Origin of the sequence: Enterococcus sp. 12C11_DIV0727, assembly GCF_002148425.2 — a bacterium.
Taxonomy (GTDB): domain Bacteria; phylum Bacillota; class Bacilli; order Lactobacillales; family Enterococcaceae; genus Enterococcus_L; species Enterococcus_L lemimoniae.
On the sequence record NZ_CP147248.1, the window covers coordinates 3,497,907 to 3,510,602 of the forward strand.

The following is a 12,696-nucleotide window of genomic DNA, read 5'->3' on the forward strand; positions in this document are numbered from 1 at the left end:
GAAAGGAACACTTAAAAACATGGCTAATTTTTTGAAAAAGATGATTGAAAATGATAAAAAGGAACTAAAACGCTTGGATGGTATTGCCAATCAAGTAGAAACTCACGCTTCAGCAATTGCTGCATTAAGCGATGAAGAATTAAAAGCAAAAACAGACGAATTCAAATCGCGTTATCAAAAAGGGGAAACACTAGATCAATTATTGCCAGAAGCATTTGCGGTCGTTCGTGAAGCAGCTAAACGTGTTCTAGGTTTATATCCGTACCATGTTCAATTAATGGGTGGTATTGTCTTGCATGATGGGAATATCCCTGAAATGAGAACAGGGGAAGGGAAAACCTTGACTGCCACAATGCCGGTTTACTTGAACGCATTGACAGGTGAAGGAGTTCATGTTGTAACCGTCAATGAGTATTTAGCAACTCGTGACTCAGATGAGATGGGTGAGTTGTACAATTTCTTAGGTCTGACAGTGGGTCTAAATATCAACTCAAAAACATCAGAAGAAAAACGCGATGCTTATAACTGTGATATTACTTATAGTACAAATAACGAACTAGGCTTTGATTATTTACGTGATAACATGGTTGTTTACCGCAATCAAATGGTACAACGTCCGTTAAATTATGCTATCGTAGATGAGGTCGATTCAATCCTGATCGATGAAGCACGGACACCCTTGATCATTTCTGGTCAAGCTGAAAAATCAACAGCTCTTTATACGCGTACAGATAATTTTGTGAAACGATTAAAAGAAGAAGAAGATTATAAAATCGATGTTCAGTCTAAAACAATTAGTTTAACTGAAGCTGGTATTGAAAAAGCAGAAGAAAATTTTGGTTTAGAAAACCTGTATGATATCGAAAATACAGCGTTAACGCATCATATGGACCAAGCGTTACGTGCAAACTTTATCATGTTACGTGACATTGATTACGTGGTTCAAGAAGGCAAAGTTCTGATTGTTGACCAATTTACAGGTCGTATTATGGACGGTCGTCGTTATTCAGATGGTTTACACCAAGCAATCGAAGCTAAAGAAGGCGTAGAGATTGAAGACGAAACAAAAACTATGGCGACAATCACATTCCAAAACTATTTCCGTATGTATAAGAAACTAGCTGGGATGACTGGTACCGCCAAAACGGAAGAAGAAGAATTCCGTGAAATCTATAATATTCAAGTGTTCCAAATCCCAACAAACCGTCCAATCATTCGTGATGACCGTGCAGATTTACTTTACCCAACATTACAAAGTAAATTTAAAGCGGTAGTTCAAGATATCAAAGAACGTTACCATAATGGACAACCTGTCTTAGTTGGTACGGTTGCTGTTGAAACTTCTGAGTTATTATCAGAATTATTGAATCAAGAAAAAGTACCGCACGAAGTATTGAATGCGAAAAATCACTTTAAAGAAGCGGAAATCATCATGAATGCTGGTCAAAAAGGAGCGGTTACGATTGCTACCAATATGGCTGGTCGTGGTACCGATATTAAATTAGGCCTTGGCGTGATCGAACTTGGTGGTTTAGCCGTGATTGGTACTGAGCGTCATGAGTCTCGCCGTATTGATAATCAATTACGTGGACGTGCAGGTCGTCAAGGAGATCCTGGGGTTTCTCAATTCTATCTATCACTTGAAGATGACTTGATGAAGCGTTTTGGTTCAGAGCGTATCAAAGCGTTCTTAGATCGTATGAATATTGAAGAATCAGATGCAGTAATCCAAAGTAAAATGTTAAGCAAACAAGTGGAATCTGCTCAAAAACGTGTTGAAGGTAATAACTATGATACACGTAAAAATGTCTTGCAGTACGATGATGTCATGCGTGAACAGCGTGAAGTAATTTACGCTCAACGTCAAGAAGTTATCATGGAAGATAAAGAGTTGACTGAAACATTATTAAATATGGTAAAACGTACGATTACTCGTGTTGTTGATAGCCATACACAATTAGAAAAAGAAAACTGGAACCTTGACGGCATCGTAGATTTTGCTGCATCAACCTTAGTTCATGAAGATTCTATTGCAAAATCAGATATCGAAGGTAAGACACCAGAAGAAATCAAAGAATATTTAGTTAAACGTGCTCAAGAAGTCTATGACATCAAAGTAGAACAACTAAACGGACCAGAACAAATCTTGGAATTCCAAAAAGTTGTTATCCTACGCGTTGTCGATACAAAATGGACAGATCATATCGATGCAATGGATCAATTACGTCAATCAGTTGGCTTACGAGCTTACGGACAAAATAATCCATTAGTCGAATATCAAACAGAAGGCTACAATATGTTTGAAGAAATGATTGGAGCCATCGAATTTGAAGTGACACGCTTATTCATGAAATCAGAAATTCGTCAAAATGTTCAACGTGAACAAGTGGCACAAGGTGAAGCAGTTCATCAATCCGATGAAGAAGAGCCTCAAAGCAATACAAGTGCTAAAAAGAAACCAATCCACGTTGATGAAAAAATTGGCCGTAACGACCCTTGTCCATGTGGCAGTGGGAAGAAATACAAAAATTGTCACGGTAAAGGATTGTAACAATTAAAGAAGGTGAGGCATTCGCCTCGCCTTCGTTTGTGTAATAAAGTATTGAAAATGGAAGGAAGAAAATATCATGGAAAATGCTGAAATCCGAACTCTTTTAGATGAAATGAATCAGTCAATTACAAGCTTCAGGGGGTCTCTTTGACTTAGATCAGCTAGAAGAAGACATTGCAGAAGCAGAAAACAGAATGGCCGAGCCGGGTTTTTGGGATGATTCAGTGACGGCTCAACAATTGATCAATGAAACCAATTCGTATAAAGAAAAATATCAGCAATTCCATCAGTTTGCGGATGAATTGGAAGAATTAGAAATCATGAGTGAGATGCAGCAAGAAGAATATGACGCTGAAACTCAAATAGAACTGGAAGAACGCTTGTTAGCACTGAAAGAAAAGTTAAGTATTTACGAGCTATCGCTATTGTTAAACGAGCCTTATGACAAAAATAATGTTATCATGGAACTGCATCCTGGAGCTGGCGGAACAGAGTCACAAGATTGGGGCAGCATGTTGCTTCGAATGTACACTCGCTGGGCTGAAAGTCATGGATTTCAAGTTGAAACATTGGATTACCAATCTGGAGACGAAGCAGGCATTAAAAGTGTTACGCTCTTAATTAAAGGATACAATGCTTATGGCTATTTAAAGTCTGAAAAAGGAGTTCATCGTTTAGTCCGAATCTCACCGTTTGATTCAGCTAAACGTCGTCATACTTCTTTTTGTTCCGTTGATATCATGCCTGAATTAGATGAGAATGTTGAGATCGATATCAATACCGATGATTTAAAAGTAGATACGTATCGTGCTAGCGGAGCTGGTGGACAACATATCAATAAAACTGAATCAGCAGTCCGAATCACTCATATCCCAACAGGAACAGTAGTTGCAAGCCAAGCGCAACGTTCGCAACTAAAAAACCGTGAACAAGCAATGGGGATGTTGAAAGCAAAACTTTATCAATTAGAAATGGATAAAAAAGCACAAGAAGCAGCTTCACTACGTGGTGAACAACTGGAAATCGGCTGGGGTTCACAAATTCGTTCTTATGTTTTCCATCCGTACTCAATGGTTAAAGATCATCGGACGAATTACGAAACGGGAAATGTGCAGGCGGTAATGGATGGAGAGTTGGATGGTTTTATCGATGCATACTTAAAGCAGAAATTAAATTGATCAATTCACAGAAATGAAACAAAATTGTAAACTGTTGAAAGAGCCTTGAAACAAAGTCATGTTATAATGATTGATAGTCTAGAAAACAGAGATGGAGAGAATACGCCATGATTGAAATGAAAGATGTAATGAAGAAATATTCGAATGGTACAACGGCTATCCGAAATATTTCAGTAGAAATAAAACAAGGTGAATTCGTTTATGTTGTTGGCCCTTCTGGTGCCGGAAAATCAACGTTCATCAAACTAATGTACCGTGAAGAAAAAGCAACAAAAGGACGTTTGAAGGTTGCCAGTCATGATTTGATGAAAATAAAAAATTCGGAAGTCCCTTACCTTAGAAGAGAAATTGGTATCGTCTTTCAAGATTACAAATTATTGACGAAAAAAACCGTCTATGAAAACGTTGCGTATGCTATGCAGGTTGTTGGACGTAAGCCAAGAGATATCAAGAAACGAGTGATGGAAGTTCTTGATTTAGTTGGTTTAAAACATAAAGTCAGAGTCTTTCCAAGTGAATTATCTGGTGGAGAACAACAACGTGTTTCAATTGCTCGTGCAATTGTAAATACACCGAAAGTTCTAATTGCCGATGAACCAACAGGAAACCTTGATCCAGAAAACTCATGGGAAATCATGAAATTGTTGGACCGGATCAATGCTCAAGGAACAACTGTTGTAATGGCAACACATAACAGTACGATTGTAAACACGATCCGTCATCGCGTAATCGCCATTGAAAATGGCCGAATTATTCGAGACCAAGCGGAAGGAGACTATGGCTACGATGATTAGAACGTTCTTTTCTCACGTCCTAGAAAGTATCAAAAGTTTAAAACGTAATGGGTGGATGACGATTGCTTCTGCCAGTGCCGTTACGATTACTTTAGTCCTTGTTGGGATTTTTATGGCAGTAATTTTCAATGCTACAAAATTAGCAAAAGATATCGAAGAAAACGTAACTGTTTCTGTATTCGTTGATATTGGTACAACACCAGACGAAATGCAAAAACTAGAAAAAGAATTGAATAAGATCGATAATGTTGAGACTATTTCTTATTCAAACAAAGATAAACAATTGGAGAAAATCCAAAAACAAATGGGTGAAGCGTGGAACCTCTTTGAAGGCGACAGCAATCCATTGTATGACGTTTATTATGTAAGTGCAAAAGAACCTTCAGATACAAAGAAAATCTCAGAAAAAGCGGCAAAACTACCGAATGTCTTTAAAGCGGATTACGGCGGCGTTTCTTCAGATAAGATTTTTAGTATTGCAGGAAAAGTTAGAACTTGGGGATTAGGTGCTGCAATTTTATTATTATTTGTAGCAGTATTCTTAATTTCTAATACGATTCGTATCACGATTCTCTCACGCCAAAGAGAAATTCAAATCATGCGTTTAGTTGGTGCTAAAAACGGCTATATTCGTTGGCCTTTCTTTATTGAAGGAGCTTGGATTGGCTTGATTGGAGCGATTATTCCAATCTTAGTCTTAACATTTGGGTATCAACAGTTCTATACCTTGTTTAACCCGCAATTGTTGAGTTCAAATTACTCATTACTAAAACCTGAGTCATTTGTTTGGCAAATAGATATTTTGATGATCGTGATTGGAATGACAATTGGGTCTTTAGGGTCAATCATTTCAATGCGTCGTTTCTTAAAAATTTAAAACTCGAAAGCAGACAATTTTGTCTGCTTTTTCTTTACTTATTTTCTTAAGTTGGTTATGCTTTACTAGGGATATATGTAAAAGTGATTGGGGTGGATACATGAAATTTTTATATGATAATTTATTTGTTATTATTTTTATTGCGAACATGCTATTATCGTTAGTCATTGTTTTTAGGGAAAGGAAACAAACAGCACAAACCTGGTCATGGTTGCTTGTACTAATGTTTATTCCAGTCTTAGGCTTTATCCTTTATATTTTCTTAGGACGTGGAATTTCAAAAGATAAGATTTTTGATATGAAGATGCAAGCGAAAATTGGGATGAATGCTGAAATAGAATCGGAGAAACAAGCGTTATTAAGAGGCTTATTTCCACATCCACCAACAGGAGAAGTTGACTCAAAGCAATTGATTTATATGCTGACTTTATTTGAAAGTTCCTTATACACAACCAATAATGAGGTTCGTTTATATACAGATGGAAGAGAAAAATTTGATGGACTGATCGAAGATATCCGTCAAGCAACGGATCATGTGCATATGGAATACTACATTTACCGTGGTGATACACTAGGCAAAGAGATTAGACAGGAATTAATTGATGCAGTAAAACGAGGCGTAAAAGTCCGATTGCTTTTAGATGCTTGGGGTTCAACACAAGTCAATATGAAATTTTTTGAAGAACTAAAAAAGCTTGGCGGAGAAATTGCCTTTTTCTTTCCATTGTTTGTGCCGTATCTAAATCCTAGAATCAACTATCGCAATCATCGGAAAATCGTCGTAATTGATGGTAAAATCGGCTATACTGGCGGATTTAATGTCGGAAATGAGTATTTAGGTGAGGTTGAAAAATTTGGTTATTGGCGAGACAATCATTTACGGATTCATGGAGAAGCTGTTTACAGTTTACAAAATCGTTTTTTGATGGATTGGAATTCACAACATAGACAAGAGTTAAGCTATGATGATGCCTATTTTCCACCAATTTATTCTGATGGAAAAAAAGCAGTTCAAGTGGTAACTAGCGGACCCGATTCAGAACATGAGCAGATCAAAATGACTTACCTTAAGATGATTTCAATCGCTAAAAAGGAAATTCTGATTCAAACGCCCTATTATATACCAGATGCATCGATCCATGAAGCATTAAAATTAGCCCTGTTATCTGGTGTTAAAGTCCGTATACAAATACCAAACAAACCAGATCATATGTTAGTTTATTGGGCAACCTATTCATTTTCAGCTGAATTACTAGAATATGGAGCAATTATTGAAACCTATGAGCAAGGATTTATTCACGCTAAAACGATGATTATTGATGGTGGGATTGTGTCAGTTGGCTCAGCTAATATTGATGTTCGTTCATTCCGCTTAGATTTTGAAGTGAATACGATTATTTATGATCAAGAATTTTCAAAAGAAGTTAGGGACGCTTTCTGGGAAGATTCTAAAGTATCGAAGCTCTTAACAGAAGAAATATACCGTAATCGTGGCTTAATTATTAAACTAAAAGAAGGACTGGCTCGTCTAATTTCACCATTATTATGATGCGTTTGGAAGGCGGCTGAGACAGAAACGATTAAATGGATTTAAGGTGTGAGACAAAAGTGATTTTTACTTTTATCCACATCTTTTTTTGTTTTTCAGAATAAGTATTTATGTTATTTTATTCTAAAAAAAGGCTGAGTTCAACAACTTATAATTTTCAACTGAAACAGTTAATGTTAAAATGAATTGATTGAATTGAGTTTGGAGGATTAACAGATAAATGAAAAAGAAAATGCTATTATTTTTTAGTCTAATTGGAATATTAACATTGTCAGGTTGTACGAAGTGGATTGATCGAGGTGAATCGATCACAGCAGTTGGCTCGTCAGCCTTACAACCTTTAGTTGAAACAGCTGCAGAAGAATTTCAAAATCAAAATCCAGGACGTTTTGTTAATGTCCAAGGTGGCGGGAGCGGTACCGGGTTAAGTCAGGTTCAATCTGGAGCCGTGGATATTGGAAATTCAGATTTATTTGCAGAAGAGAAAAAAGGAATTGACGCTGCTAAACTGACTGATCACAAAGTAGCCGTGGTTGGAATTACACCGATTGTTAACAAAAATATTGGAGTATCGGATATTTCATTAGAAAATCTTAGAAAAATCTTTTTAGGTGAAATCAACAACTGGAAAGAAGTTGGCGGGAAAGATATTCCTATTGTTATGCTGAATCGGGCTGCGGGTAGTGGTACTCGTGCAACGTTTGAAAGATGGGTCTTGGACGGAAAAACTGCGATCCAAGCTCAAGAACAAGATTCTAGTGGGATGGTTCGCTCGATTGTTGCAGATACACCGGGAGCAATCAGCTATACAGCTTTTTCTTATGTGAACGATGAAGTCAACACTTTAAGTATTGATGGTGTAAAACCAACGGAGGAGAATGTAATCACCAATAAGTGGACGATTTGGTCTTATGAACATATGTATACATTAGGTAGACCAAAACAATTAACAGAAGAGTTTCTCGCGTTTATGTTATCAGATGATGTACAAGAAAAAATTATTGGACAATTAGGCTATATTCCAGTTTCAAAAATGAAAGTAGAGCGTGATTGGCAAGGAAATCTTATCAACTAATCACCTTTACACAAAATTTACAAACTTAACATAAGATTTACATGTTATTAAACGCAAATTTATGTAGGAAAGTTACACTGGATTTATTGTGATAGGAGTTGCATTCATGGGAACTTATCTAGCTTCACGAGCTAGCTTCTCGAAAAAAAGATAAAAAATGAGTGAGGTAAAGAACACCTCAATCATTTTTTCCTATTTTTCTGTCGAAGCTGAACGAGCTCGTTATGCATTTATGGTTATCTAGCTTCACGAGCTAACTTCTCGGGAAAAAGATAAAAATAGATTGTGTCAAAAAGCGCCACATTCGATTTTTACTATTTTCCAGTGGGAGTTGAACGAGCTCGTTACGCTTTTAAAATAAGGAGGAATTTTCTTGGAAGATGTGCAGAAAACATTGTTAACGAAATCAAAGCGCGCAAAAATGGAACAGCGGGGGAAATTTATTAGTTTTCTGTGTATTGCTTTGATTGTTTTAGTTGTTCTATCGATCTTTTATTTTGTCGCAAGTAAGGGTTTAGCGACTTTTTTTACAAATAAAATTAAAGTTTCTGACTTTTTATTCGGTACAAATTGGAATCCAAGTGAAACTGGAACTGACGGTAAGCCTATGGTAGGTGCGTTACCGATGATTGCAGGTTCTTTTATTGTGACGTTTATGTCTGCAATTATTGCAACACCATTTGCAATTGGTGCTGCAGTGTTTATGACAGAAATTTCTCCTAAGAAAGGCTCAAAAATTTTACAACCAGTTATTGAGTTATTAGTTGGGATTCCATCTGTTGTTTATGGTTTTATTGGTTTGTCTGTGATCGTCCCTTTTATTCGCTCGATTTTCGGTGGTACAGGGTTTGGGATTTTAGCTGGGACGTTTGTCTTGTTTGTAATGATTTTACCAACGGTAACTACAATGACAGTCGATGCCTTAAAATCAGTACCTCGTCATTATCGTGAAGCCTCTTTAGCTTTGGGGGCAACACGTTGGCAAACAATCTATAAAGTCGTTTTACGAGCAGCGGTACCAGGAATTTTAACTGCTGTCGTTTTTGGGATGGCACGTGCTTTCGGTGAAGCGTTGGCGATTCAAATGGTTATCGGTAATGCAGCGATCATGCCATCAAGTTTAACAACACCAGCATCTACTTTAACCAGTATTTTGACAATGGGGATTGGGAATACGATTATGGGAACAGTAGAAAACAATGTACTGTGGTCATTGGCTTTGATCCTGTTGTTAATGTCATTATTCTTTAATATTATTATTCGAATTATTGGTAGGAAAGGGGCCTTGAAATAATGAATGCAAAAAAGGCAGATAAATTTGCAACTGGCGTCTTGTATGCTGTTTCAGGAATTATTGTTTTGATTCTAGCAGCGTTACTACTGTACATTTTAATTCGTGGTATTCCTCATATTTCTTGGGACTTTTTAACGAAACCTTCTAAAGCATATCAAGCAGGTGGTGGAATCGGAATTCAATTATTCAACTCCTTATACTTGTTACTGATCACAATGCTGATCAGCTTTCCAATTTCGTTAGGTGCGGGTATCTATTTATCTGAATATGCAAAGAAAAATTGGGTAACAGACGTGATTCGGACATCAATCGAAATTTTAAGTTCGCTTCCTTCTGTTGTAGTTGGTTTGTTTGGCTTCTTGATTTTTGTAGTTCAAATGGGCTATGGTTTTTCTATTATTTCTGGCGCATTAGCTCTAACCTTTTTCAACTTACCATTATTAACTAGGAATGTGGAAGAATCATTAAAAGCAGTCCACTATACACAACGTGAAGCGGGATTATCGTTAGGGTTATCTCGCTGGGAAACGGTTATGAAAGTAGTCGTTCCAGAAGCGTTACCAGGGATTTTAACAGGAGTGATCTTAAGCTCAGGAAGAATTTTTGGTGAGGCGGCAGCGTTGATCTATACTGCAGGGCAAAGTGCACCAGCACTTGATTTTAGCAATTGGAATCCCTTAAGTGTATCAAGTCCAATCAGTATTTTCCGTCAAGCAGAAACACTAGCCGTTCATATTTGGAAAATCAACACAGAAGGCACAATGCCTGATGGCGCAGCTGTTTCTGCAGGTGCTTCGGCTGTTCTGATTTTAGTCGTTTTACTATTTAATTTCGGCGCACGTTTTATCGGAAACAGATTATATAAAAGAATGACATCAGCCTAATGTTAGGGGAATCAGAATGAAAGAATATAATTTAAATGACACCAATATTATTAAATTGCCAGAACCAATTGCTTTGCATACCGATGATTTACATGTGTGGTATGGTGATAACGAAGCGATCAAAGGGGTCGACTTAGAGTTTGAAAAAAATAAAATCACCGCGTTGATCGGACCATCTGGCTGTGGTAAATCGACGTATCTACGTTCGTTAAATCGAATGAATGATGGTATCGCTAATACTCGGGTAACGGGAAATATCATGTATAAAGGTGTGAATGTCAACACGAAAGAGGTTGATGTGTATGAAATGCGGAAACGGATCGGTATGGTATTTCAACGTCCCAATCCATTTAGCAAATCAATTTATGAAAACATTACCTTTGCATTAAAACAACATGGTGAAAAAAATAAGAAAAAACTAGATGAGATTGTCGAAACTAGTTTAAAACAAGCTGCACTTTGGGAGCAGGTCAAAGATAACTTAGATAAAAGTGCGTTAGCTTTGTCAGGTGGTCAACAACAACGTCTGTGTATTGCCAGAGCAATTGCGATGAAACCTGATATTTTACTTTTAGATGAACCTGCTAGTGCACTAGATCCGATTTCAACCGGTAAAGTAGAAGAAACATTAGTGAATTTGAAAGATGATTACACAATCATCATAGTGACGCATAATATGCAACAAGCTGCCCGTATCAGTGACTATACTGCCTTTTTCTATTTAGGCAAAGTTATTGAGTACGATGAAACTAGAAAAATCTTTACACGACCAAAAATTCAAGCAACAGAAGACTACGTTTCTGGACATTTTGGTTAGGAGGAGCATGATGACAAAAGAGATTATTTCATCAAAAGATCTGCATTTATATTATGGTAAAAAAGAAGCCTTGAAGGGGATCGACTTGAGCATCAATCAAGGGGAGATTACTGCTATGATTGGACCGTCCGGTTGTGGTAAATCGACCTATCTACGTTCATTGAATCGTATGAATGATTTGATTCCAGGCGTGACGATCACCGGTAGCGTTGTGTATAAAGGCAAAGATATCTATGGTCCTAAAACAGATATCGTAGATTTACGGAAAGAAATCGGCATGGTTTTTCAACAACCTAATCCCTTTCCTTTTTCAATTTATGAAAATGTCATCTACGGTTTACGTTTAAAAGGAGAAAAGGATAAACAAGTCTTAGATGAAGCCGTAGAAAATAGCTTAAAGGCAGCCTCAGTTTGGGATGATGTGAAAGATAAACTGCATAAAAGTGCATTATCTTTATCAGGTGGTCAACAACAACGCGTCTGTATCGCTCGTGTTTTAGCAGTTGATCCTGAGATCATTTTATTAGATGAGCCGACTAGTGCTTTGGATCCTGTTTCAAGTGGTAAAATCGAGAATATGCTTTTAACGCTAAAAGAAAAATATACGATGATCATGGTGACGCATAATATGTCACAAGCTTCGAGAATTTCTGATAAAACGGCTTTCTTTTTACAAGGAGAGTTGATAGAATTTAATGATACAAAGAAAATATTCTTAAACCCTAAAGAAAAACAAACAGAAGACTATATTTCTGGAAAATTTGGTTAAAAAAAAGGAGGAACACACATGTTGCGCAGTCAATTTGAAGAAGAACTATTAAATCTTCATAATCAATTTTATGAGATGGGGATGATGGTAAGTAATGTCGTTCATAAATCTGTTCGAGCTTACATTAACCACGATAAAAAAATTGCCAATGAAGTCATCGATTATGATGTAGAAATCAATGATATGGAAGTAAAATTAGAAAAGAAAAGCTTTGAAATGATTGCTTTACAACAACCTGTCACAACGGATCTAAGAATGATCATCACCGTTATGAAAGCCAGTTCCGACTTAGAGAGAATGGCAGATCACGCTGTATCGATCGCTAAATCAACGATTCGATTAAAGGGAGAAACGAGAATTCCTGAAATCGAGAAAGAAATTTCAGATATGTCTGATTACGTGAAGAAAATGGTTGATAACGTATTGATTGCTTATGTCAAAACGGACCAAAAAGATGCACGAATGATCGCTAAAATGGATGCCCGCGTAAATGAATATTTTGATAGTATCTATAGCCATTCGATTAAAGCGATGCAAGCAAATCCAGAAACTGTAATCAGTGGAACGGATTACCTCCATGTTGCTACGTATCTAGAACGTATCGGTGATTATGTGACGAATATTTGTGAATGGATCGTTTACTTGGCAACGGGTAAAATTACTGAGTTAAATAGCAATCATGATGAATAAAGTAATAAAAGAGGTTGGGACAGGAGTGTTTAACCCCGAGAAATAAGCTGAAATTCACGAAAATTGCTCTTCAAATTTTTGTGAATTTCAGCTTATTTCCGAAGGGGTTGCTTCTGCTCCCACCGTTTATTCGCATTTAGGGTGTGAAACAAAAGTGCTTTTTACTTTTGTCCCACACCCTTTTTATTTTCATCTCAGAAAGGATTTATTAATGTAAA

The 12,696-nt window shown here is 36.9% G+C and carries 11 protein-coding genes; all 11 read left to right on the forward strand.

Annotated features, from left to right (window positions below):
* The first annotated feature begins 19 nt into the window (after positions 1 to 19).
* The 11 genes from secA (at position 20) to phoU (ending at position 12,478) form a co-directional block, all read left to right on the forward strand.
* Entirely contained in the window at positions 20 to 2,551 is a 2,532-nt protein-coding gene (secA, locus tag A5866_RS16705; RefSeq protein ID WP_086281063.1) for a preprotein translocase subunit SecA, read from the forward strand.
* A gap of 76 nt (positions 2,552 to 2,627) precedes the next feature.
* Positions 2,628 to 3,729 (forward strand): peptide chain release factor 2 gene (gene prfB / locus A5866_RS16710; protein ID WP_217808599.1). Its coding sequence is split into 2 segments (ribosomal slippage): positions 2,628 to 2,699 and positions 2,701 to 3,729, totalling 1,101 coding nucleotides; the frame shifts between segments, so codons are not numbered across the junction.
* A gap of 107 nt (positions 3,730 to 3,836) precedes the next feature.
* Positions 3,837 to 4,523, forward strand: a complete 687-nt coding sequence (gene ftsE / locus A5866_RS16715) for a cell division ATP-binding protein FtsE (protein WP_010764430.1) — start codon at positions 3,837 to 3,839, stop codon at positions 4,521 to 4,523.
* Positions 4,516 to 5,400 (forward strand): permease-like cell division protein FtsX, encoded by an 885-nt coding sequence (gene ftsX / locus A5866_RS16720; RefSeq protein WP_086281074.1) that lies wholly within the window; start codon positions 4,516 to 4,518, stop codon positions 5,398 to 5,400. Before ftsE ends, ftsX begins: the two co-directional genes overlap by 8 nt.
* Before the next feature lie 100 nt (positions 5,401 to 5,500).
* Positions 5,501 to 6,949: a cardiolipin synthase gene (gene cls, locus A5866_RS16725; RefSeq protein ID WP_086281077.1), complete on the forward strand. Its 1,449-nt coding sequence runs from the start codon at positions 5,501 to 5,503 to the stop codon at positions 6,947 to 6,949.
* 220 nt (positions 6,950 to 7,169) lie between these two features.
* The gene (locus A5866_RS16730) at positions 7,170 to 8,024 is read left to right on the forward strand and encodes a phosphate ABC transporter substrate-binding protein PstS (protein ID WP_086444768.1); all 855 of its coding nucleotides are present in this window, start codon (positions 7,170 to 7,172) and stop codon (positions 8,022 to 8,024) included.
* A gap of 373 nt (positions 8,025 to 8,397) precedes the next feature.
* Positions 8,398 to 9,318: a phosphate ABC transporter permease subunit PstC gene (gene pstC / locus A5866_RS16735; protein WP_086444767.1), complete on the forward strand. Its 921-nt coding sequence runs from the start codon at positions 8,398 to 8,400 to the stop codon at positions 9,316 to 9,318.
* Positions 9,318 to 10,202 (forward strand): phosphate ABC transporter permease PstA, encoded by an 885-nt coding sequence (gene pstA, locus A5866_RS16740; RefSeq protein ID WP_086444766.1) that lies wholly within the window; start codon positions 9,318 to 9,320, stop codon positions 10,200 to 10,202. Before pstC ends, pstA begins: the two co-directional genes overlap by 1 nt.
* 16 nt (positions 10,203 to 10,218) lie before the next feature.
* Complete coding sequence (gene pstB / locus A5866_RS16745) at positions 10,219 to 11,019, forward strand: phosphate ABC transporter ATP-binding protein PstB (RefSeq protein ID WP_086281092.1); 801 nt, start codon at positions 10,219 to 10,221, stop codon at positions 11,017 to 11,019.
* 10 nt (positions 11,020 to 11,029) lie between these two features.
* Positions 11,030 to 11,788, forward strand: coding sequence for a phosphate ABC transporter ATP-binding protein PstB (pstB, locus tag A5866_RS16750; RefSeq protein ID WP_069655593.1), 759 nt, complete (start codon positions 11,030 to 11,032; stop codon positions 11,786 to 11,788).
* Between the two features lie 18 nt (positions 11,789 to 11,806).
* A complete protein-coding gene (gene phoU, locus A5866_RS16755) occupies positions 11,807 to 12,478 on the forward strand; it encodes a phosphate signaling complex protein PhoU (RefSeq protein WP_086281095.1) in 672 nt (223 codons plus the stop codon).
* Positions 12,479 to 12,696 lie beyond the last annotated feature (218 nt).